General features: G+C 62.9%; 19 protein-coding genes. 4 read left to right on the forward strand and 15 right to left on the reverse strand.

Annotated elements, in window-relative coordinates; translation table 11 throughout:
* The first annotated feature begins 102 nt into the window (after positions 1-102).
* Positions 103-2,943 carry a winged helix-turn-helix domain-containing protein gene (locus tag MNR01_RS02020; RefSeq protein WP_241919322.1) on the forward strand — a complete coding sequence of 947 codons (2,841 nt, stop codon included), beginning with the start codon at positions 103-105 and terminating at the stop codon, positions 2,941-2,943.
* 41 nt (positions 2,944-2,984) lie between these two features.
* Here MNR01_RS02020 and MNR01_RS02025 read toward each other — a convergent pair whose 3' ends face one another.
* From MNR01_RS02025 to MNR01_RS02050, 6 genes are all read right to left on the reverse strand, one after another.
* Entirely contained in the window at positions 2,985-3,512 is a 528-nt protein-coding gene (locus MNR01_RS02025; RefSeq protein WP_241919323.1) for a type 1 glutamine amidotransferase domain-containing protein, read from the reverse strand.
* A 73-nt stretch (positions 3,513-3,585) separates the two neighbouring features.
* Complete coding sequence (locus MNR01_RS02030; RefSeq protein WP_241919324.1) at positions 3,586-4,641, reverse strand: NAD(P)-dependent alcohol dehydrogenase; 1,056 nt, start codon at positions 4,639-4,641, stop codon at positions 3,586-3,588.
* A 142-nt stretch (positions 4,642-4,783) separates the two neighbouring features.
* Positions 4,784-5,266: a heme-binding protein gene (locus MNR01_RS02035; protein ID WP_241919325.1), complete on the reverse strand. Its 483-nt coding sequence runs from the start codon at positions 5,264-5,266 to the stop codon at positions 4,784-4,786.
* 124 nt (positions 5,267-5,390) lie between these two features.
* Positions 5,391-7,220 (reverse strand): monovalent cation:proton antiporter-2 (CPA2) family protein, encoded by a 1,830-nt coding sequence (locus MNR01_RS02040; protein ID WP_241919326.1) that lies wholly within the window; start codon positions 7,218-7,220, stop codon positions 5,391-5,393.
* 63 nt (positions 7,221-7,283) lie between these two features.
* Positions 7,284-8,450: an L-dopachrome tautomerase-related protein gene (locus tag MNR01_RS02045; RefSeq protein ID WP_241919327.1), complete on the reverse strand. Its 1,167-nt coding sequence runs from the start codon at positions 8,448-8,450 to the stop codon at positions 7,284-7,286.
* A gap of 11 nt (positions 8,451-8,461) precedes the next feature.
* A complete protein-coding gene (locus MNR01_RS02050; RefSeq protein WP_241919328.1) occupies positions 8,462-9,367 on the reverse strand; it encodes a glycine betaine ABC transporter substrate-binding protein in 906 nt (301 codons plus the stop codon).
* Positions 9,368-9,590: 223 nt separating this feature from the next.
* On the opposite strand from MNR01_RS02050, the gene MNR01_RS02055 reads away from it, so the two are divergent.
* On the forward strand, positions 9,591-9,911 hold the full coding sequence (locus MNR01_RS02055; RefSeq protein ID WP_241919329.1) for a putative quinol monooxygenase: 321 nt from the start codon (positions 9,591-9,593) through the stop codon (positions 9,909-9,911).
* A gap of 27 nt (positions 9,912-9,938) precedes the next feature.
* Positions 9,939-10,793, forward strand: a complete 855-nt coding sequence (locus tag MNR01_RS02060; RefSeq protein WP_241919330.1) for a VOC family protein — start codon at positions 9,939-9,941, stop codon at positions 10,791-10,793.
* Positions 10,794-11,126: 333 nt separating this feature from the next.
* Here the strand turns inward: MNR01_RS02060 and MNR01_RS02065 are convergent, their stop codons facing one another.
* From MNR01_RS02065 to MNR01_RS02100, 8 genes are all read right to left on the reverse strand, one after another.
* Positions 11,127-12,827, reverse strand: a complete 1,701-nt coding sequence (locus MNR01_RS02065; protein ID WP_241919331.1) for an alpha/beta hydrolase — start codon at positions 12,825-12,827, stop codon at positions 11,127-11,129.
* Positions 12,828-12,987: 160 nt separating this feature from the next.
* Positions 12,988-13,662: a type 1 glutamine amidotransferase domain-containing protein gene (locus MNR01_RS02070; protein ID WP_241919332.1), complete on the reverse strand. Its 675-nt coding sequence runs from the start codon at positions 13,660-13,662 to the stop codon at positions 12,988-12,990.
* 336 nt (positions 13,663-13,998) lie between these two features.
* Entirely contained in the window at positions 13,999-15,375 is a 1,377-nt protein-coding gene (locus MNR01_RS02075) for an aldehyde dehydrogenase family protein (RefSeq protein ID WP_241919333.1), read from the reverse strand.
* Between the two features lie 73 nt (positions 15,376-15,448).
* On the reverse strand, positions 15,449-16,207 hold the full coding sequence (locus tag MNR01_RS02080; RefSeq protein ID WP_241919334.1) for an alpha/beta hydrolase: 759 nt from the start codon (positions 16,205-16,207) through the stop codon (positions 15,449-15,451).
* A gap of 29 nt (positions 16,208-16,236) precedes the next feature.
* Positions 16,237-16,680, reverse strand: coding sequence for a DUF2721 domain-containing protein (locus MNR01_RS02085; protein ID WP_241919335.1), 444 nt, complete (start codon positions 16,678-16,680; stop codon positions 16,237-16,239).
* A gap of 654 nt (positions 16,681-17,334) precedes the next feature.
* Positions 17,335-19,326 (reverse strand): ferritin-like domain-containing protein, encoded by a 1,992-nt coding sequence (locus MNR01_RS02090; RefSeq protein WP_241919336.1) that lies wholly within the window; start codon positions 19,324-19,326, stop codon positions 17,335-17,337.
* 110 nt (positions 19,327-19,436) lie between these two features.
* Entirely contained in the window at positions 19,437-20,450 is a 1,014-nt protein-coding gene (locus MNR01_RS02095) for an aldo/keto reductase (protein ID WP_241919337.1), read from the reverse strand.
* Positions 20,451-20,537: 87 nt separating this feature from the next.
* Positions 20,538-21,296: an alpha/beta hydrolase gene (locus MNR01_RS02100; protein WP_241919338.1), complete on the reverse strand. Its 759-nt coding sequence runs from the start codon at positions 21,294-21,296 to the stop codon at positions 20,538-20,540.
* Positions 21,297-21,634: 338 nt separating this feature from the next.
* Here MNR01_RS02100 and MNR01_RS02105 point away from each other — a divergent pair, with 338 nt between their 5' ends.
* Positions 21,635-22,795 carry an IS30 family transposase gene (locus tag MNR01_RS02105; protein ID WP_241918113.1) on the forward strand — a complete coding sequence of 387 codons (1,161 nt, stop codon included), beginning with the start codon at positions 21,635-21,637 and terminating at the stop codon, positions 22,793-22,795.
* Positions 22,796-22,916: 121 nt separating this feature from the next.
* Here the strand turns inward: MNR01_RS02105 and MNR01_RS02110 are convergent, their stop codons facing one another.
* Positions 22,917-23,177, reverse strand: coding sequence for a DUF3653 domain-containing protein (locus MNR01_RS02110; protein WP_345779023.1), 261 nt, complete (start codon positions 23,175-23,177; stop codon positions 22,917-22,919).
* Positions 23,178-23,523: the final 346 nt, after the last annotated feature.

Below are 23,523 nucleotides of genomic sequence, written 5' to 3' on the forward strand. Positions count from 1 at the left end.
AGGGCCCGTACTCCCGTGATCTCATCGCATCCTGATATCCGGCCCGGCATCTGCATGAGCCCGCTCGACGCCCGGCGAGCGCGCGGGCAAAGGGAGCACTCAATGAGCGACGCATTCCTGTTCGGTCCCTTCTACCTCGACCCCGGTACGCGCACGCTGACGGAGGCTGGTGGCCCGATCTCCTTGGGGAGCCGCGCCTTCGACATCCTTCTGGCGCTGGTGGAAGCCTCAGGGGATGTGGTGACCCGCAAACAGTTGATGGCGATCGCCTGGCCTGGGCGGATCGTGGAGGAATCCAACATCCGCGTGCAGGTGGCCCATCTTCGAAAAGCGCTGGGGTGCGGCCAGAACGGAGCGCGCTACATCGCGAGCGTAGCTGGTCGCGGGTACTGTTTCGTCGGCGAGGTTGGGCGCCATGCCGCGCGCGACGCGGTGCCAGCGCTTGAACCGCAGACGCCACAGGTAAGCGCGTTAGCCGCCCGTAAGGCATTGCCTCACGTGCCAGCGCCGCTGCAGCGTGCGATCGGTCGCGAGGAGAGCACGGCCGAGCTGGCGACACTGGTCTCGCAGCATCGGCTCGTCAGCGTCGTCGGCCCCGGTGGCAGCGGCAAGACGACACTGGCCATACTGGCCGCCCATGCGCTCGACTTGTTCGGAGATGCGATCTTCTTCGTCGACCTGAGCATGGCCGATGGCGACGAACGCGTGCTGGAGGAGATCGCATCCGCCGTCGCATTCAGGCCATCCGGCAGCGTGACCGTGGCAGGCCTTGCCGAGTTTCTGCGCGGACGCACGGCGCTGCTCCTGCTGGACAACTGCGAGCACGTCATCGCCGGTGTGGCCGCGCTGTGCACGCAGGTCATCGTGCAGGCTCCGGCCATTTCGATCATGTGCACGAGCCGCGAGGCGATCCGCGTCGCCGGCGAGCACGTATATCTTCTTCGTCCCCTGGCTTCGCCCCCTCACACCGGCCAGCTCACCGCGAGGCAGTCTGCGGTCTGGCCCGCCGTGCAGCTTTTCGTGGAGCGCGCAACGGAAGGTGGGGCGGTCGATGTCCTGGGCGACCGAAGTGCGGCAACCATCGCCGCGATCTGCCGCCGCCTGGACGGCAATCCGTTTGCGATCGAACTGGTGGCCAGTCGCGTCGGGACCTACGGCGTGCAGGGGGTGTCGCAGTCGCTGGCGAGCCAGGCGGCGCTGCGCTGGCCAGGGCGCCGAGATGCCTTGCCTCGCCACCAGACCGTCGAAGCCATGCTCGATTGGACTTACCAGCTGCTGCCTCCGCGTGCTCGCCTGGCGCTGCACCGGCTCTCCGTGTTCTCGGGACGCTTTTCGATGGAAGCGGCCATTCAGATCGTCGGCGACGAGCGACTGGATCCTTTGCACTCCGGCGCCGCGATTGCGGACCTTGTGGACAGGTCGCTGGTATCGGCGCGAGTCAAGTCCGGACGGACGCACCTGCGTCTTCTCGACACGACTCGGAGCTACGCCGCCGTGAAATTGGCTGCGGAGCCTGATCGGGACGACGTCGCGCGCCGGCACGCCATCTACTACATGAGTGAGCTTCGCCGTCGTGGTACTGCTTTCGGCTCGCATCCGGGTGAGAGTCCGCGCGACAATGAGGATGAACTGAGTAACGCCCGCATCGCCATTGACTGGTGTTTCGGTAGGACGGGCGATGCAAGTATCGCGGTGGAGATGAGCGCTCTCGCCGCGCCCGTGTTGCTGCAGTGTCGACTTCTCAATGAATGCGAACGCTGCTGCGTGCGTGCGCTCGACCGGCTTCCGGCAGCACTTCGATCGGGTCACGCCGAGCTGGTGCTCCTTGAAGCGCTGGCGGTCACGCATGGGCTGATGGCCCGGTTCGGAGACGACGTGGACGTCGTCCTGCAACGTGCCCTGGATCTCAGCCCGGTACTCGGAGAGCACCGCGTCACGATGCACTTGTGGGCCGCGCGATACGTGAACTTGCTGGGGCTGGCTCGCTTCAGCGAATCGCTACGTCTCGCCGAGCAGTACGCACAGTTGGCCGAGATCGAAGGCAGTGCGACCGATGTCATAGTTGCTGGATGGATGGTCGGCACGTCTCACCACTTGCTAGGTTCGCACCTGTCGGCGGAGCAGTCGTTCAACGCCAGCCGCAGTTTGCAGTCGCAGTCCGGTGTGCGAGCACTGCAGTACTTCGAAGGCAAGGTGAAGATCATGTCGCATATCTGCATGGCGCGGACGAAGTGGATTCTGGGCCAGCCGAAGCAGGCACTGCAGCGCGCTATAGCGACCATCGACGAAGCGAGACTGCAACGAGACACTCTGTTCGGTTGTGTCCAGATGTGCCTTCCAATCTATCTCCTGAACGACATGGATGCCACGGCCGAGGCACTGATAGACGAAGTTCAGCAGGTTTCCAGCGAGTTCCGCATAGGATCGCGCCCGTACAACATCGAGATGGCAAAGGGACTGTTGTTCCAGTATCGCGGGCAACTGGTGGATGCCGAAGTGCAGATGCGCAAGAGCCTGCCGGGACTGAGGGTCGCCTTCCTGCGCTTTGATGCACTGCAAACGACGGCCGAGGTGCTGCTGGCAAATGGGCAGGCGGAGGAGGCCCTCACCCTCATCGATGAAGCGATCCTGCTGTCGGAAGACACGGGCGCGGCCTTCAGTCTCCCGGACCTGCTCAGAACCAAGGCCGAAGTCCTCATGGCCTTGCCCGGCACCCCCCCAGAAAAGGCACCTCGCCTGTTGCGCGAAGCCATGGAGCACGCAGTCGAGCAGGGTATGCTGGGTTGGCAGGTCAAGATTGCGCTCACTATTGCCCGCCTCCAGGCCGCAAAAGGTAGAGGCGATGAGGCGCGCCGCTTGCTTCAGGACGTGTGTTCGCGCTTCACCGAAGGATTTGACACGTCGCTGCTGAGAACGGCCCTCCACGCTTCGGAAACACTGTAGGGTGGGCTGCCGGCGAAGACCGGCAGCGCAGCATGGCGACTTCAGACGCGCTGGAGCGCCTCCACGATCGCCTTGCCGACCAACGCACCCGAAGCCGGATTCTGGCCGGTGATCAGGCGGCCATCGACCACGAGCTTCGGCTGCCACGGCGGCGCCGACGAATGCTCGGCGCCTTCATCCCTGAGCGCGCTTTCGAGATCGAAGGGCACGTCCTTGCGGGCGTAGCCATCTTCTTCAGCGGTGGAGAAGGAGGTGAGTTTGCGGCCCCGAGCCAGTGGGGTGCCGTCCTCCAGTTCGACGCCGAGAAAGGCGCACGGCCCGTGGCATACCGCCGCGACGACCTTGCCAGCGTCCCAGGCTTGTCGCACCGCCTTCTTCACGTCAGGGTCGGTTGCGACATCGGCCATCGGTCCCAGCCCGCCAGGAAAGAAGATGGCGTCGTAGTTGAGGACATCGACGTCCTTGAGGCGCCGGCTGTGGCCGAGGCGACGATAGGCCGCGCTGCCGAGGAAGTCGGACTGGCCCTTGTCCTTTTCATCGAATCCGTCCTCGGGTGGCTTGCCGCTCATGTCGGTGCTCCGGAAAGGGCGGGGCGCGATGCCTCGCGCCACCTGGTTATCGCCAACTACGCCTGACTGTCGATCAGAACTTCAGTACGGCGCGGCCCACCACGTCATTGACGCGGAGTCGGTCGATGTAGGTGTTGATGTCGTCGAACTCGATCGTGGTGATCGTGTGCTGGATCTTTCCACGTGCGGCCAGTGCCATCACTTCTCCAAGGTCGATATTGTTGCCCCAGAACGACCCCTGGATTGTCTGCTCGCGCGAAACTCGTGGGAACAGCGGCACATCGATCTTGTCGCCAACGAATCCGACGTCCACGTAGTGCCCGCTGATGGATAACAGGCTTAGCGCAAGCTGCACCGTCGCCGTCGCGCCGGCGCAATCCAGTACTGCGTCCAGATCGGCCTGGCCAGTCGCCTGTTTGAGCTCCTTGCTTACGTCCGCCGCGCTCTTGTTGCCGATTGTTATGAGGTGGTCGGCGCCGTATTTCTTCGCGACGGCGAGCTTCTCCTCGTTGCGCGCGAAGGCAACCACCTGGCAGCCGTTGCCAAGCTGCTTGGCGTACTGCACCGCATACGCGCCCAGACCGCCGATGCCGAAGATTCCAAGTACCCGATCAGGTCCTAGTGCTCCGCCATCGCGCAGCTTCTTGAGCCCGCGATACGGCGTCAGGCCGGCGTCGGTGAGCGGTGCGATTTCCTCAGGCTTCATCCGCGGGTCGACCTTCACTACATAGCGTGCCGGCACCGGGACGTACTCGGCGAATCCGCCCCACAGACCGAAGCCCGGCCACCGCACGTTCGGGCAGATCTGGGTGTTTCCCTCCAGGCAATGGCGACAGACACCGTCTCCCCACCCGGGGGCGACAACAACGCTGTCACCTTCCTTGAGCCCGAGCCCTTCATTGACCTGTGAACCCATGCGGTCGATCACGCCGGCGATCTCGTGGCCGGGGATGATTGGCATCGGCAGGGTGCCGTAGTTGAGGAAGAACTTGTCGATGAGCAGGACGTCACTGCGACACATGCCGCATGCCTGAACCTTGACAAGCACCTCGTCCGGTTTGATGTCCGGGACAGGAATGTCCTCAAGAACCAGTGGCTTGGTGTACTCATGGATGCGTGCGGCTTTCATGGGGTTCTCCTGTGTTGTCTCGTGGTTCGCTGGGGGAGGGGTCAACCGGATGCGATGACCACCATCTTCTGATTGACAAGCTCCTTGATTCCCGACTCGGACAGCTCTCGTCCGTATCCAGAGCGAGGCCATGTGCCTCTCCTTATTCGATGTCCTGACGCGCGGATCCGCGCTGCGTCGCGCGCGCCAGCTCATTGCGTTGCAAGCGAAGGTTCAGCGCATCAAGCGCTGCCTGTGCTACCTCAATGTCCTGTTCGACGGAGCCCGCGCTACTGCCAACCGCTCCGACGATCTCGTCATTGACGAAGACAGGTATACCGCCGCCGAAGATGACAACCTCTCCCGCATTGCTCTGTCCGATGCCGAACAATTCGGCACCGGGTTGGGCCAGATGGGACAGCAGTTCGGTCGTCTTGGAGAAGATGCGGGCCGTCGTGGCCTTATGGATCGCAAGATCGATGCTGCCAATGAGGGCATCGTCCTGTCGGGTGAACGCGATCAGATGGCCGCCGGCGTCAACGACGGCGATGTTGTACGGGATACCGATTCGCGTTGCCGTCCGCTCGGCGGCGTCCAGCATGTGCTTGGCGTCATCGAGCGTCAGGGTGCGGAGGGTTCGAGGCATGTTCGTGATCCAAAGCTGGGATTCGCGCGCCGTTCTACGGCAATCTTCGTACCATTGCTTTCATCGCCATTGCTCGTAAATCTCTGTAAAGGCAGGATGGAATGCGTGAAAACGGATGTGGCAATCAGTCCTCCAAGCGTGCCGCCACTTCAGCCGCTTGGTTCAATGCCTGGCTTTCGCGCCGCGGAGGCGTCAGCGGAGCGGGGCGGGGACGTTTCGAGAAGCTCATGACAGCGCCGGTGACCCAGTCGCCGCCCGCGAGCTCATACGCGAAGCGGTCGGCATCGCGACGACGCACCTCCCTGGCGATATCCCGCGCCTGCGTCGGCGTGAGGCCAAGTTCGCGGAGCGTTAGCGTGCCAAAACGAAGCGCTGATTCAAAAGTTTCGCGCACTTGGCGGGTGATACCTTCGCCGGCAAGGTGCCAGGCGTGCTCTCGATCGTAGGCGCGCACAATCAGAGTGGCCTGGGGGAACTGAATCTTGCACAGGTCCACGATCTCGTTCGCCACTTCGCACTGGTCGACGCAGATCGCGATGATCTTCGCCTCGTCGGCGCCGGCAGCCTGTAGGACGTCAAGGCGTGTGCCGTCTCCGTAGTAGATCTTGAAGCCGAAGTCCGCCGCTGCCTGGATCATTTCGACGTCGGTGTCGATGATCGTGACATCCACGTCGCGCGCAAGCAGGGGCTGGCTGACCACCTGTCCGAAGCGGCCAAAACCGATCATCAGTACGCTTCCGGATAGCCCCACGGCGCGATCAATGGTGGCGATCGCCTGTGCTTTGCACGCGGGTACGAACCGTCGGACCAGCAAGGTGACCAGAGGTGTCAGCGCCATCGAGAGCACCACCATGGCGGTCAGGCGTGCGTTCGCCTGTGTGCTGATGACGCCGGTGGTACTCGCCGCGGCGTACAGAACGAATGCGAACTCGCCACCCAGGGCCATCAGCGACGCGCGGTCAATGGATTCTCCATGACCGCTGCCCGTCAGGCGGGCTACGGCATAGATGCACAGGCCCTTGGTTGCCATCAGGGCCAGAACGCCCGTCACGATGAGGCCCCAGTCGGCGCGCACAATCGACACGTCCAACGCCATGCCGACGCCGAGGAAGAACAGCCCGAGCAGGATGCCCCGGAACGGTTCGATGTCGGCTTCGAGCTGATGACGGAAGCTGGATTCGGCCAGCAGGACGCCGGCCACGAACGCCCCCATCGCCATCGACAGACCGCCGGCCTGCATGAGAAGAGCCGCACCCAGGACGACCAGAAGCGCCCCCGCCGTAAGGACTTCACGGGCCTTGGAGCCGGCCAGTATCCGGAACAGGGGGTTCAACAACCAGCGTCCCGCAGCGATCAGGGTCAACAGTGCCAGGATTCCGATCAGCATGGACAGGCCGCGGTGCGATGTTGCCGAGGTGGCATGTGCGGGCGCCAACCACGCGACCATCGCCAGCAGTGGCACGATCATCAGGTCCTCGAGCAGAAGGATCGAAACGATGCGCTGACCGTTCGCGCGAGCCAGGTCGCCGCGCTCGGACAGCAGTTGCATCACGATCGCCGTCGAAGTCAAGACGAAGCCGAGCGCACCAATGAACGCGACCCTGAATGGCCAGCCCATCAGCATGCCAGCCGCGGTCAGCGCGATGGCGCAGGTGATGATTTGCAAGGTTCCCAGTCCGAAGATCTGCTGTCGCAGTTCCCACAGGTGCGAGGGGCGCATTTCCAGCCCCACGACGAACAGGAACATCACGACGCCAAGCTCGGCGACGTGGAGGATTGCCTCCGGTTCGGTGAACCAACCCAGCCCGAATGGCCCTACGGCCAAACCGGCGACCAGATAGCCAAGTACCGAACCCAGGCCCAGTCGCCGGAACAGCGGGACCATGATCACCGCTGCGCCGAGCAGGGTGACCGCCTGGATCAGCTGACTGCTGCCGGACGCTTCAAGTGCCATGCTCTTCACCACCACTGTGTCTGAGACGAAGCGTCCTCCGCGACAAGCTCGCCCGGGGCCAAGTCAGCGTCCGGGCTGTCCACGAGTTCCCGTCCAAACGCGCGCTATGAGATAGGGTGGCTGTCCCCGATCCTCCGCGCCGGTGAAGATCGGATTCCGGTGCAGCTGGTTGATCGCGACGTACAGCCAGGAGTCCTGGCCGAAGTGGGCGTTATCGGCCCACAGGAAGCGCGGATCTCGAACCAGCGCGTGCAGCTTTCCGTCCTTTGTCAGCAGGTCAATGCCGTTGTCGGGAAGGTTGGTGATGAAGTGATTGCCTTCCGCATCCGTCGCCGCGCCGTCAGAGAGAGGCTTGGCACCCACGCGCGTGATGCGGTTGCCGATCTCTGCGTCGGTTGCGCCTTCACGGAACAATCGCGCCGGCACTGAATACCAGCTGGTCCCGTTCATGGAACCGAAAAAGATCGTCTCGCCGTCGGCCGAGAGGGTGATCGGATTGACGCCCACGCGCGCAGGTCCCATGCGCCCGCCTGCGCCGGGGAAGAGCAGGGGCTTTCCTTCCACCACGAGCTCGACGTCCTCGGTCTGCAGCGAGGGATGGCCACTGAAGCGCCGGGCGGTGTCCTTGTTCGTATCGACCATGACGATTGCTGGATCGGGCCCGCAGTCGGCGACGTAGACAAAGCCGCGTTCGCCATCGACGGCGAGGTCCTGAAGGATCTGTCCGGCGGGTGCGGTGGTCTTCTTGAAGTCATGCCGAAACGCTAGTTTGCGAGAGGCAATGTCGAACGCCAGCAGTTTCGGTGGTTGTGGAGTCGGCATCCAGTTGCCGTGGTCGATCACCCACAGACGGTCGTGGCTGTCGATCACTACACCGTGCGGCGTGTTCAGGACGTCCTTGCCAGAACCCGGCTTCGCATTCCATGCCGAGTCGGGAAACGGTGCGTAGCTGTCACGTCCGGTCACTTCGATGAGCTGCACGGGGCCGCGTCGCATGCCATGCACGCTCGCGAACATCCGGCCGTCCTTCGATACGGTGACATTGCCTGGTGTGATGTCGAGTTCAGCCACGATCTCGACCTGTCCCACCTTCGGCTGGGACGACGCTGGAGCGACGGTGACGGGGGCGAGACCGGAGGAGGTCAGGTCGGAGGATGCCACCTCGCTCTGCCGCGAACACGCCGCGAGCAGCAGGAGTGCGGTCAAGGTCGCTGCACGGTTGCCGTTCATTGTCCGGTTCCTCAATCGATCGTGATCTCGGGCTCGCCGAGCCAGCGGGCGAGGCGGTGCGGATTGGCTTGGAGCCAGTCCCGGGCCGCTTCCTGGGTCGAGCGGCCATCGACGTTGACCGCCCAATCCATGAGGTTCACGTCTTCGAGGCTGAGCTGCACGCGCGAAAGCACGTCGCGCGTTCGCGAAGGAAGCGCGTCGAAACGCGCCGACGGAGCGACCAGCGCGGCGTGGTTCGTATGACCAAGAACGCCGAGTGGATCGCACAAAACACGCAGCGTGCCAGCGTTGTTCAGGAACTGTGGCGTCCATGTCGGGAATACGAACCAGATGCGCTGCGCGGAGAGGCGTCGGTACGTGTCCAGCCAGAGCGCGGATGATCCCGGTAGAACGCGGTAGATGTCGGCGAGTCCGTAGCGCGCGAGCACCGTTGCGGAGGCCGTCGTGATGGTCGCACCTGGCCCGATCGCCTGGATGTCGCGCGTCATCCGCGCCATGACCTGCGGCGCAGCAAGATCGCCAATCGTCGCGACGGACTCCAGCGGAACATACTCAGGCACGGCCCAGAAGAAACGCGCGCCGTCGTACAGGCGCGCCACTTCGCGTGCCTGGCGGCCGTAGCGCTCCCAGTATTCTGCATGCCCTTCGGGCAGCCACGCAGCGACCATCAGGTCGACGGCGCCCTCCGACAGCAGGGGAAACATCGATTCGTGCGGCCCTTCACGCACCTTTACCTCGTGTCCAAGAAGTTCGAGCACGCGTCGGACTACAGCACCGACCACCGCGTAGAAGCTGAGCGATACCAACCCGAGGACGACGGTATCGCGCTCGCCGCGGGCCCTGGGGGCAGCGAGGCCCGCGACCGCGCCAGCGATCGACCCGAGGACAATTCGGCGCGAGAACGACACATGGGGCATGGCCAGCCTCCTGTGTTCCAAGGCTAACGACGTATCTTCCGCCGCGCGCGTTAAGCGTGGTAAGCCAGCGGTGTCCATTCGCCAACCGCGATTCACGACGATTTACTTTCCGAACCGCCGAGCCGGAGGGACACTGCAACGAAGCTCAAGCACTGGCGAACAGCGGTTCCTCCGCAGGTGCAGAACAATGAACCCCGACCACTGGCTTGAAGGAGCGTACATCGTGAAATCGCGCGCGAAGATCGTGGCGGTGCTGACCGCAAAGGCCGGCAATGAACCGGCGCTGGAGGAGCTGCTGCGCGGCATGGTCGCGCCGAGCCGCGAGGAACCTGGCAACCTTCGCTGGGACATCTGGCAGGACGCCGCGCAGCCGGGCCGCTTCGTGCTGGACGAGCTGTACCGGGACGAATCCGCGGTGGCGGCGCATCGCGCTACTTCGCACTTCCAGCACTACTTGGCGGTGGTCGATACGTTGGCCGAGCGCCAGGCGCATGTCGTGCGTCCTGTCGTGGTCGCCGATCTCGTGCCCGCCACGAAGGGCTAGTAGTTGGTCAGATCCGTGGAGCCCGCGATGGAAACTATTCCCAACGATCATGGGGTCGACACCGCCAGGCGCGACCTGCTGCGTACAACAGGTACGGCTGTGCTAGCCGGACTCACGGCTGCAACGATCCCCGGTGCGCTGTCCGCAGCCCCGCGGGCTCAGGCAGCCGCCACAACGAATGTCCCTGGTTCGCTAGGCGCGAGACTGCAGGGTGTGCAGCATTTCGGGCTCACTGTCCAGAACATGGATCGCGCGTTCGAGTTCTATACTGAGGTGCTTGGCGGTACCGTAGTCATGCGTGATGGCGACTTCCACGGAGATCGCATCCACAACACGTTGCTCACGGACGAGGACATCATCGCGCGCGAGCGTGGTGTCAACCCACGTACACGCGGGATACCGGATCTGCGCCGCGGCACCCAGCGCCTTGACGTCCGATTCGTTCAGTTCGACAACGTCGTAATCGAGCTGCTGCAGTATCGCGACGCCGATCAGCCAATGGGACGCGGCCACAGTTTCGCCGAGCCACGCGAACAGATGAGTCCCGCATTCCCGCGATCGATGCATATCTGCTTCTACCTGCGCGATGATGTCGACTTCAACACCTTCATTCGCGATCTGGAAACTGAATCCGCGAGGCGCGGCATGACGCAGGTCAAGGCCAATCGCGTGATTACAGTCGCCACCGAGCATGAGCGGCGCGCGGCCCCCATCGAGGCGAACTCGCACCGGATCACGCAGGGTCGGTCCGATGGATGGTCATTGATCTACTGCAAGGGACCCGAGGGCGAGCAGCTTGAGTTCGTGCAGGCGCTCGGCCCGGTGAAGCGGACCTTCCAGGAAGCGCTACAGGCACGCCAGCGACCGCTCGCCGATAGATGAGGGCAGGGATGGTCAGCTCCTGAAGCCATTGCGGCGATGCGTGTTATCGCAGAACGGCTTGGTCGACCAAGGCGGAGGTCATGATGGCGTTACCCGAAATCCCTCCGGATGAAAGTGCGGGAGTAGCTGGCGGACGCGCTGCAGAATGCGGAACAGCGGGCCGCACTCGAACGAGAGGTGAAGCTGGTCCGACCGGGGCGCGACCGAGGCGGTGGCAAGTTGAAAGGTGACTATGCGCTTCACCGAGGGTCGAGCCACGGCTCTGCTACGTGCGGTGAACCGTGTACTCACGAGATCGTGAGCCTTCGGCCGTTGGCGCCAACCCGGCCATGATCAGGGGTACTGGCCGACGGCCTCCGCTGTCTCGGTGAGGTCGTCGTGCAGGATGCGGACGACTTCGGCGATCGCATCCGGATGGGAGTACACGTCATGCCCAGACTCGATCACCAACGTCGACGCCGCGCCGGGAATGATCGCACTGGCAAGAGGCACCACTCCGTCGCCTTCTGGCGCGCGCGACGGCAGGCGCCCCGCGATCGTGTGGTATGGGATGCCGACTACGGGCAGTAGCCCTTCGCTCGCGCGCCGCACAGGTTGCGCTGCTTGCAAGGTCGAGATGCTGGTGATTCTGCCTTGCTGGTAGCTAGAGCGAAGTTCGATCTTGACGACCTCCGGATGTTCGCGCGCGATGCGCCTGAGGGCTTGGATCTCGGGCGGAGGCTGACCCGCGAGGCCTTTCACGAGCCGGGCGTACCACCGGTCCGCCAGTGGACTGCCTCGATGGGGCGCGGCCAGAAAAATCGCGCGAGAAACGCCGGGGTAGGGTGAGAACACGAGCAGGCTCTCGGCCGCGGCGACATCGGCCACATCGGCGCGAAGTGCCTCCGGCACGACCGAGAATGCCGCCGACCACAGCGTGTCGCTGGTTTCCGCACACAGTAACCGCGACACCACGCCACCCAGGCTATGGCCGATCAGGACTGCGTCACGCCGCGCCGCATCGTCCCCGTCCGGGTCGAGGACGGCCCAAGCGGCGTCGAGGTAACCGGCAATTCGGCGACGCGTGACGAACAGCGGGTCATCGGTCGAGTAGACCACGTACCAGATCTGGAAATGTCGGCGCAGCTCTTGGTCCCCCCAGACCGCGTTAGTCATAGCGCTCCACGTCAATGGGCTGCTGCCCAGGCCATGCACCATGATCAGCGGACGCTTGCTTGGGTCGTAGTCTTCCATCAGGTACACCCCGGCGCGGCGCGCGACCCCGTTTCCACCCACCAGTCCGAACAATCCCATGCGCCCGATTGGGGAGGACCCCATGACATGCGCGTAGGCCGCCGACGTGTCTTCGGCCAGGGGCACTTGTATGCTGCCGATCACTTTGGGGGTTTCGTCCAACGGGTCGGCGAAAACCAGCCGCGCGTCGGCATCGGGATCGGACTCGATCCAGACGGTGGCGGCTCGAAACACCCCAGAAAATGGCAGCAGGTTGCACAGCGGGCGGTCGCGGCAACGCGGGCTAACGACAGCCACGGGGACACCGAGTCCCGGCCGCACGAAGCGGGTTCCTCCGTATATGCGCATCGACACATCGGAGGCTCTGATGACGCGCACCGATTCGCCGAGGTACTGAGACATGCCGCGAAACTCGATCTGCACAGAGTTGCCGCGAACCCGCACCCGACCCGGGCGCCAATCGCGCCGGTCTTCCAGCGCCCCGGTCAACCAAGCATCGGTGCACGCGTTGGCCATGCTCAACGCACGTGCAGCGTTTTGGTCGGCCTGTAGTGCAGCAAACGCAACACGCGCACAGTCCAGCCACAGGGCGGACGCCTGTCGCGGCGGGGCGCGCGGCGCTCGCTGGGCACGGACGCGCGCCCGTTCTAGCTGGTCGACGCCGGTTGCGGCTGCAGGGAAGGCCCCGCCAGGTCCCGCTTCTGCACAGTTCGCAGTTGCGAGCGCGAATGCCACGATGATCGTGCACGCAACGCGCACGATCCCTTCGGCGATGACGGATCCGGGGCTGATGGGGCTCATCCAGCACCTCGGGCGGGTGGCCCAAGAGTCGCTCCGCCTTGACACCGATGCCAGTAAATCCGTATCTCAAGCGCCACTCATTGGGAGGGCATCGGAAGCTCTCGCCCCACGTGGCCACGACCAACTAGCTACCGATCGCGCATGAAGCCTGGTCGGGTGTTCAAGATTTGAGTAGCGCTTTGACAATTGCCTGACCGACCAAACCGCCGGAAGCAGGGTTCTGACCAGTGATTAAGCGCCCATCAACCACGAGATTGGGCTGCCAGGGTGCAACAGAGGTGTGGTTGGCTCCCTCTTGACGCAGGGCAGTCTCAAGATCAAACGGCACATCCTCTTTCGCATAGTTTTCTTCCTCAGCGGTTGAGAATGAGGTGAGATTCTTGCCCTTCACCAGCGGACTTCCGTCTTCGAGCTTGACGTCCAGAAACGCGCACGGACCGTGACAAACCGCGGCCACGATCTTTCCTGCATCCCAGGCACGCAGTACAGCCCTCTTAACGCCCGGGTCGGTGACTATGTCACCCATCGGGCCGAGACCGCCGGGAAAGAAGACTGCGTCATAGTCCAGGACATCAACTTCCGAGAACTTTCGGCTGCGTGACAGGCGCCTGTAAGCCACGCTCTTCAAGAAATCGGTTTGGGTTGAGTCGTTCTCGTCAAAGCCGTCCTCAGGCGGCTTGCCGCCTTGCAGTGAAGCAAATTCAACTGCAATTCCTGCCTTATCAAGCTCATGGAATGGATGCGCGATCTCGGGGAAGAAGAAGCCTGTCTTGCGATGCTTCGGTCCGATCACAGCCGTGTTCGTGGAAACGAACAGCACGTACTTGACGCTCATGACCAACACCTCGATGTGGAATGACGATTTCGAAATCAGGCTAGGAGGTGCAGTTCAGGACATCAAGTCAAACGTTGGAAAAACCAGTGAAGCCGGGCACTGCGCAGCATCACTGAACGAGCGGGGAAACACGCGCCACGTCTCAAGGTTCTGGCAACGTGGCCGTTGTCGATGCGTGCGCTCCGCTGTTGGATTCCCGCGCCGTAGGGGCAAGCAGGCGGCGTGGATTCAAGGGCTGGCTTTGGTCCGGATAGTGGATTTGCCGACTGTCTTCCGGTGCCGGCCGGGTACGTCATCGGCGTTTCGGGAACTTTGAAGTTCGAGGCTGCCGAGTACCTATCGATGGAACACAATCATCTTCCTAGACGTCATCTCATGCGTGGTGTACGGAACTCCACCCACGCCGTACCCCGATGCGTGCCTACCCGCGAATGGCATCCAATCTACGCGAAAGGCGGTGTGGTCATTGATCATGACCGCGCTGGCATCAAGCCGCTCGGCCGCGTCCAGCGCATGGGCGAGATTCTGGGTAAAGATGCTCGATTGAAAGGAAAATGGCAGCGAGTTCGCTTCTTCTATTGCTGCATCCAGCGTCTCAAACGGCATGACACAGGTAACGGGCCCAAATACTTCCAAGCTGGCCACTTTTGAGGTGCGCGGGGGGTCGAGAATTATCGATGGTCTAAGCGTGGTGTTACTGACGCGGCCGCCTCCGAACTGAAGAGAGCCAGCTTTCTTAGCTTCTTCGATCCAGCTCTCAACCCGATCCACTTCTGCGGGCGCGATCAGCGGGCCTACTTCTGTTTCGGGCAGGGTCGGATCACCGACGCGGAGGGAGGCTACCCGGCCAGTGAATCGGTCCATGAACGGGTCCAATATGTCCCTGTGCACATAGATGCGTTGCACGGACACGCAGACCTGGCCAGCATGGTAGTAGCCTCCTTTCGCCAACGGCTCGATGATCTGATCCAGGTCGACTGACTTGTCGATAATCGCAGGCGCGACGCCACCGTGCTCCAACGCACAGCGCGTTCCAGGCGCCAACTTTGAACGCAAGTACCATCCAACCTTTCCGGAGCCAATAAAACTGAAGAACGCTACTCTGGAGTCAACGACCAACGCCTCACCCAACGCGCGATCGTCTGTCACCAGGGTCTGAACCCATCCTTCTGGCATACCTGCTTCATGGACCATCCTGACGAGTTCCATGCAACTCATAGGGGTCCTGGTGGCTGGCTTGATAATAATGGGACAGCCGGCCGCTATTGCGGGGGCGATCTGGTGCACCGCCAAGTTGAGTGGGTGATTAAAGGCCGAAACAGCTGCCACAACCCCTATTGGCTCGGCGATGCTCCAGGCCCGACGCCGATCGCTTGCTGAAGTTAGTCCCATTGGGATCTCGCAGCCGGCCTGGGTGCGAATCACGTCTATCGCACTGCGTACGCCGTCGACGGCGCGCTCAACCTCGACCCTGGCATCAGTGAGCGGCTTGCCGCCCTCGTGGGAGATCTGCAGCGCCAGTTTCTCCGCACTACTGCGCATCAGTTCAGACAGTGCTGACAGAATCTCCACGCGCCGATAGGGTGGGATCCACGCCTGCCGGTTCTTGAACCGCTCGCGCGCCAAACTCAGCTTGACTTCGAGCGAATCCGCATCATCTGTTGGGACTTGGCTCAGTAGCACCCGATCGAAGGCCTGAACGACATCAATCATCGCAATCACCTTTCGCGTGGTATGGCGCAGTGTCAAACGCAGCGCGACGCTACGGACTCAGGATGACGAAGAATCAAGCCCCAGATTGGCGCGCCGCGTTCGCGATGACTTCTGCGACCTTGCCTGGCTGGGAAAGAAAGACCGCGTGGCTCGATTCAATCTCGGTCACGACACTGCCCGCACGCTCGGCCATTCGCCGCTGAAGCTCGGGATTTATCGTCCGATCCTTGGTTGTAACTATCGCCCAACTCTTTTTTGAGCGCCAAGCCGGCTTCCCTGCGGGTGCAGTGAATGCTTGCTTCGATGCAAAGACCTGCGACCTTGCCATGAATGCCGCCTCCTCTTTCGGGACATCCGCGGCGAAATCAGCTGCAAACGCGGCATGGTCGAGGTAGAGGAACTTGTCGTCTCTTGTCGCGACGATCGCGCGGCTCTCTGGCGGTGTCTCTGTGGCGAGTTTCAGCAGGCTCTCTCCCGTCTCCGGCTGAAACGCAGCAACGTACACCAGTGCCGCGACATCCGGTCGGGCTCCCGCTTCTGTGATCACCATGCCACCGTAACTGTGGGCCACCAAGACGCTTGGGCCGTCCTGCATGTCTAAAACACGCTGGGTCGCTGCTACATCGTCGGCCATGGAAGTAATGGGGATCTGAACTAGACTCACCGAGAACCCCTGGCCCTCCAGTATCTCGGCCGCCTTTCGCCAGCCCGAGCTATCGGCGAAGGCTCCATGTACGACCACAATGTTGTTGGCATGGGCGGGGGACGCATCCACGGCGACCGGGTCTAACGACGCGGACAGTAGCATTGGGAGCAGAGCTGGGGTGTGCATGCCGTTCTCCGGCTGGGGCGTTCGCAGAATCAGTGGGGGGTGAACTCGCGCTGACGGAAGACCTCGTCATGAACTGAGACAACGGCCAAGGACGACTCACGTGCCAGCGCGATGCTTGCGGCAAGGATAGCGACGACGCCCAGTGAAGCCAAAGTCAATAGGACCTTGTCAAACCATTCATCTGTAAATGTTCCTATTGCTACGGCCAAACTCGTGCAGACAAAACAGGTTATCGACACATGCAGAAGTTGCCCCGTCCGCAGCATAATCATGCTGCGTTTTAGCTGGAGCTTTATGCACTGATCGAGCACTTCGGTTCGTTCTGGCGATGCCGAGACAGCCCTTTCATCGATCAGCGTTCTAGTTCTGTCCACTATTCTTGCAAGCCTCCCATTCGCAGACAAAAGTAAGGAGGCAGCTGCTGATAGAAAGAAGGCAGGTGTCAGCATCGCTGTAAGGACGTCGTAGATCATGGCTTTTGCCTGCTCCTGCTCCAACTCGCACACGTTGCAGAGGACCGTCAATGGCAGGACCGTAGCACCATGTGGATCGTCGTATCAGTCAATAGTCGTGAAGTGTGGTGAATATCGGATGTCGCGCCGTGATGTCGATCGGGACGAGGAGCGAATTCACATGGCGGAGGGTTGCCGCCGCGAGTCCGATTGCCCCCGCGCGTATCGGGGGGGGGGCGGCGATGGGGCCACGCGGTTTAGCAGGCCAGGGGCGTCTGCCGACAATGACGATTACGTCCATGCGCGGGGCTTGCAGGCGGGCGCTTTGAACACTGCGGCCGCGCACCAAACGGATGATTTGCAGACCGAGCGCGGACTTGCTCCGGACGCAGGCGCGCGGAGAGTTCCGGCGCGCCCATCGCGGTCAGCTGCGCGACAAATGCGATCGTCGCGCCACTGGATGGCTCAATCAATCAGCCCTCGTGCGGGCCGGATCACGCCTTCGGGCGCGCTGCCTTTTTGGTCGCTTCGTTCAATGCCTGGCTTTCGCGCCGGGGCGGGGTCAGTGGCGCGGGATGCGCGTCAGGCCCAGTTCCCGAAGCGTCATCGTACCGAAGTGCAGCGCCGACTCGATGGTCTCCCGCACCTGCCGGGTCACGCCCTCGCCGGCAAGTATTAGCTGCGAAAGCCGTTACGGCGGTGCGTATCGTCGCAGAATGGTTTGTTCGATGAGCCTCCGCAACGGCACAGCCGCGTCGATGTCACGCGATTGATGGTGCGTCCGGTGCCGCAGCAGACCTCGACGTTGCCGCTGAGGACGAGCGGGCCATTGACCTCCGGATCGACGTTCAGCGGGCCATCGCGCATCGGCAGGGGTTTCGATTCCACGCTGGCCGGTTCACCCGTCGCCTGAAAGTGGATCTCGCTGTGGCGGCCGTCACAGAACGGCTTGTGCCTGGATGCGCCGCACCGACACAGCACTGCGCGCATGCCGATGGGTACGCCATCGAGCACGATGCGGGCGCGGACACCCAACGGTCCGTTTTCGCGCAACTGGACGAGGTTGACCGGCGGCGGCGCTTCCTCGGCGCCACCGTCGCGGCGGCGATACGCGATCGCGCCCGACGGACACATATGGGCGACCGTGACTAGCGCTTCGGTGGTGGCCGCCTCCGGATGAATCCATGCGCCGGGCGTATTTGCCCTGAACACGCCCGGCAGCCCCAGCACGCAGTGACGTGCATGGATGCAGCGCGTACCGTTGTAGACGATGTCGACGGCGGGGCCCGGTATCAGTTCCGCGCCGTTTTCGAGGCGTTCCGGCGGCGGTGCCTGGCTTGCTTCGGGCGCACGAACGCCTGACACCTCGACGTTATCGGCGTTTGCAAGCATCGACGCTTCCTCGCGCCGGCATCGTTCCGCCTGCGCGGCGAGTCGATTGGCGAGGCGCTGCGTGCCGGCCCGCGTGGCATCGAGCAAGCCGGCTTCCTGCGGATGGATATCCATCAGGCGCTCGCAGCGCTCGCCGATCTCGCGCAAGCGCTCGACCAGGATATCGACGCTTCCAGCTTCGCCCATCAGTGCCGCCGACGGCCGAATGGTCGCGAAGCTCAAGCCGGCGGTCGCCTGCGGCATGCTCGGATTGGCGGGCAGGGTCCCCAAGCGGGTCGCAACGGGCGTGAGCAGGTGCATCATGTCGACGCCGGCCGACACGAGCGCGGCCTGCGAGTCGCGGCCAACGTCTCCATAGGCGAGTGACACACACCGCAGGCAGTGGTTGTACAGGGCATTGCCAAGATCCAGCAGCGCGGCGGCGGGTTCTTCACTGATCCACAGCCGGCCCGCTGGCGTCGGTGGCGGTCGCATCACCGGATTGTGGGCGCTCATTCGCGCGGGGCGAAACGCTGGCCGGGCCGCCAGCAGCGCGTCGTACTCGCGACCGATGCGCAGGAAGCGCTGGTAGTGCGAGTCGCCTGTGCACGAGTCGGCGCCTTCTCCCTGGCGAACGATCGCGTCGATCGCGTCCAGTGCGGTCTTCAGGCATCGGACGGTCTTCAAACCAGGTAATCGTGCGCCGCCGGCGTCGAGCTGGCGCTCCGGATTGCCGACGAACAGGCGCCGTTCGCCCATCGATTCGTTCAGGCGCTGCAGGCCAGCTGACACCGATCGGTACAGTTCGCCTACTGTTTCGTAGTCTGTGCAGGCCGTCATCAGCCGGTCCATGCCGAGCGCCCGCGAGTAGCGCTGGGGCGGTTCGAAGCCTTCGCCGTCGTGGATGTCGGCATCCTCGGGGCGCTCCAGGTACACGAAGTGCGCCAGCGTCTGCCGGTTGAACGGTGCGAGCTTAACCACCACGCCTGCAGGGTGATAGCCGGGCGGAATGGGGAAGTTCTGGTGGACCAGATGCGCCGGGGCGCCGAGCGCGGACAGGATATTGCAGACGATCGTCAGATGGCCCATCTCCTCAATGGAGACCGCCAGGATCTCGCGGCGCCATCGATCCACGGCCTGCAGTTCGGGCTCGGAAAGGTCTTCGTCGGTGCTTTCCTTGAGGCTGAAGGCTGCGTACAGGTAGCAGCACATCAGGTGGTGCTCGATCTCGGCCGCTTCGGCCAAGAGGGCCCACAACTGCTCGCGTGATGTCGGTACGGCGATCTGCGCTTCCAAGATTGCATCCTCCTCGCTGGCAGGTGCTGGGCTGTCGCGTTGCGGACCCCCAGGAATCCCGTGGCCGCCGTCACGAGTCTACCGCCGGCGCGGGGCAGGGGATGAATCCGTCAGGCGCCGAATGGCAGTGGTGCCGCGGGATCGACCAGCCGCGCCTCACGAAGCTCGCGCCAGAATGCCTTCGGTACGGATTCCGCCAATGCCGAACGATCCTCGTTCAACCGGCTGGGCTTGCTGGCTCCGGGAATCACGGCTGCCACGGCAGGGTGCGCGAGTGCGAATTGGAGTCCCGCGGCCTTCATGCTGACGCCGTTGCGGTCCGCGATCGCCTTGATGCGGGCAACGCGCTCAAGGATCTCAGGCGTAGCGGGCGAGTACTCGAAGTTGGGACCGCCGACGAGCGCGCCCGAACTGTAGGGGCCTCCCACCACGATGCCTAATCCCCGGTCCGCAACTTGTGGCATCACGCGCTGCAATGCTCGCGAGTGGTCCAGCAGGGTGTAACGGCCCGCAAGCAGGAACCCGTCGGGTCGCGGCGCTTCCAGGTCGAGCAATAGTTCGATCGGCTCCACACGATTGACGCCGAGACCCCAGGCCTTGATCACGCCCTCGTCCCGCAACCGGTCCAGTGCACGAAACGCGCCATGTCGCGCGCTTTCGAAGACGCCCAGCCACTCGTCGCCGTAGAAGTCCTGCGCCACGTCGTGCACCCAGACGATATCCACATGGTCCGTGTCCAGCCGCTTCAGGCTGTCCTCGATGGATCGCAGCGTCGCGTCTTCCGAGTAGTCGTTGACAATGCGGTTCGGGCGCCCGTACTTGAATACGTCGCCCTTCTCGCCGAGGTCGCGGGCAGTGACGTCCTCGATCTCATCGAGGATCAGGCGTCCGACCTTTGTACTGATCACGTACTCGCCACGCGGCCGTTCGTCGAGCACCTGCCCAAGACGGATTTCGGCAAGGCCCGCTCCGTAGAAAGGAGCGGTATCGAAGTAGCGGATTCCGTCCGCCCACGCGGCTTCTACGGTTGCACGCGCCTCCGCTTCCGGAATATTGCGGAACATGTTGCCGAGCGGGGCCGTACCAAAACCCAGCTTGCCGGGAAGAATGTCCTTTAATGCCATGGCGCGCCCCCGAAGGGAGGGTGGTGTCGATGCAACGTGGGAGGAGGTCAAACCGCAAGCCCTTGCCTTGCGGGTTGCGCACCCATGCTAGCGACCAGTCTCGCGCGCGGCCGTGACGACGACCTCTGCGACCTTGGCCGGCTGCGACAGGAACACCGCGTGACTGGACGGGATCTCGACGACCTTGCTTCCCGCGCGTTTAGCCAACCGCCGTTCCAAGTCTGGACTGATCGTACGGTCGTTCGTGGCCACGATTGCCCAGCTCTTCTTGTTCCGCCAGGCGGGATCGCTTATCGGCGTGGAGAATGCCGCTTTTGAGGCCAAGACCTGCGATTTGGCCATGAAGGCCGCGTCCTCGGCGGGTACGTCGGCCGCAAAATCGGGGCCGAACGCGGCGGGATCCAGGTAGAGGAATTTGTCGTCTTTGGTCGCTCGGATTTCGCGGCTGGGACCGGGCGTCTCGGTGACAAGTGTGATGAGGCTTTCGCCCTTCGCGGGCTGATACGCCGCCACGTACACAAGCCCAGCCACATTGGGATGGTTGCCTGCCTCGGTGATGACGACGCCGCCGTAGCTATGGCCCACCAGTATGCTGGGCCCGTCTTGCATGTCCAGGACACGATGGGTCGCGTCAACATCGTCTTGAAGGGAGGTGATGGGATTCTGAACGAGGGCAACCTTGAAGCCCTGCTTCTCAAGGATCTCTGTGACATTTCGCCAGCCAGAGCTGTCAGCGAATGCCCCGTGAACGATCACGATGTTCTTGATGTCGGCCGCGGCCGCATCGTGCGAAACAACTGACGCCAGGGCGGCAAGCGTGAGTGAAAGGAAGGAAGGAGTGTGCATGAGCTTTCTCCGAGGGTATTGATGCGATGTCACGGCACGCACGTTACTACCGCTGTGACGTGCGGACTGATCAATTCCAGTGAATTGTTGTGAACTGCGGGCACTGGCCGGTCGGGAACGGCGGCCGCGATGCAACTTGTCGCGCCCAGGCATCGATTCGTGCGCCGCAGGTCAGCGGCTATGGCGATATCGCAGCCGGCCAAGGTCAGGCCGCCCCCAGATGACGCAAGGGCGATATGCCCAACCGCCTCGACGGGTGCTAATGTCCGCTTCCGACTGCGGTTTCAACCGGTCGATGCAACACACTGAAGGCTGCCTCGGCAGCAGGAGTGTTGCAGATGAAGTACCGGGCAAGGATCTGTTACACGGAAGGCCAGAAGGCCCTGATGTGGGACCGCTGGCAACAGGGCGATTCGCTGCACCAAATCGCCCGGCTGTTTGATCGTCGCCACAGCTCGGTTCGCGGGATCCTGGCCGCGTCCGGTGGGATCCGGCCACCTCAGCGCCGCCGTTCTGAGCGGACGCTGAGCTTGGCCGAGCGGGAAGAGATTTCGCGGGGCGTGGTGAGCGGGCAATCGATCCGTTCGATCGCGGCCGCGCTGGGGCGGGCGCCGTCCACAGTGAGCCGCGAACTGCGACGCAACGAGGGTTCTGATGGCTACCGGGCGAACCGGGCCGACCAGGCCGCCTGGGACCGGGCGCGTCGTCCAAAGACTTGTAAGCTGGCCCGGCATCGAGCCTTGGCGCGGCAGGTCGCAGCTAAGCTTCAACAGCGCTGGTCTCCGCAGCAGATCGCCGGATGGCTCAAGCGCATCCATCCAGACGACGCGAGCGGTCAGGTGTCACACGAGACGATCTACCGCACGCTCTTCATCCAAGCCCGAGGCGCCTTAAAACAGGAGCTTCTGGGCTACCTGAGGCGCACGCGAGCAATGCGCCGCTCACGCCACCACACACAGAAGGCCGACAACCACGGCCGCATCAGCGACACCGTATCGATCCGCGAGCGCCCTGCAGCGGTCGAAGACCGGGCCGTGCCGGGCCATTGGGAGGGCGACCTGTTGTTTGGCAGCAGCAACAGTCAGATTGCCACGCTGGTGGAGCGGCATACGCGCTACGTCATGCTGGTGAAGGTCGGCGGCAAGGACACCGAAACGGTCATCGACGCGCTGATCAACAACGCACGGCGCCTGCCGAAGGAACTGTATCGATCGTTGACCTGGGACCGCGGTAAGGAGATGGCTGATCATCGCCGATTCACCATGGCGACCGACATCCAGGTCTACTTCTGCGATCCGCAGCATCCATGGCAGCGCGGTTCAAACGAGAACACCAACGGATTGCTTCGGCAGTACTTCCCCAAGGGTCTCGATCTGTCCACGATCACGCAGGCCAAGCTTGACGCCGTGGCCAGAGAGTTGAACGGACGGCCCCGGAAGACGCTAGGCTACGAAACACCGGCCGAACGATTTCAACAAGCTGTTGCATCGACCGGTTGAAACCGCAACCGAAAGCGGACGTTGAGTTAGTCCTTGAACATGTAGACGCCGCTCCTTCATCTGGTGCAACGATCAGCGCGCCGCAGATGAGCGGGTATGGCGATATCGGAGTTGGCCAACGTTAGGCCGCGCCACGTTGACCGCTGTTGCGGTACTCGTCGAGGGTGATGACCACGACCTTGACCAGCTGGTTGCGATTCGCCGTTTTCCGGGCTTCCTCGGCCTTTCGCCGGCTGGCGTAGCCCGCGAGTCGTAGTTCCATCTTGTCGCGCCACATGAGGCCGCGCAGGCGTTCAATCGTCATGCGCTGGCCGTCGTCGGAAACAAGATGGCGCCCTCGCAGGCGCCATCCGTACCAATCACCCTCAAAATCCGCGTTCACTGCATAGCCCCCTGTGGCTAGTGAACTGCCTACCGTGTCGCAAAAGCGGGGCGGGCGGTCGTAGGGAAAAGCCGCGCCAGGTTGTAGGCAATGCGTTTCTCGGCCTTCACAATAAGAGCGAACAGGGCGAAGAAATGGACAAGAATCAACCGGTTACGGCTGACTCTTACCAAGAATATGACCGGAAAATGGCTAAGCAGCGTTCCGCGGTCTCGCGAACGCTGGCCGTCTGTCGTTTTAGTCCGCCTATTTGACGTTCCCAGGGGTCGTGTTGGCGCTATGCTTCTCGCTTCCCTGTGATTTGGCGGGTTGCCGCACATCGCAATCGAGGCTATGCCTACAGTCG

The organism is Lysobacter sp. S4-A87, from assembly GCF_022637455.1.
In the GTDB taxonomy this organism is placed as follows: Bacteria; Pseudomonadota; Gammaproteobacteria; order Xanthomonadales; family Xanthomonadaceae; genus Lysobacter_J.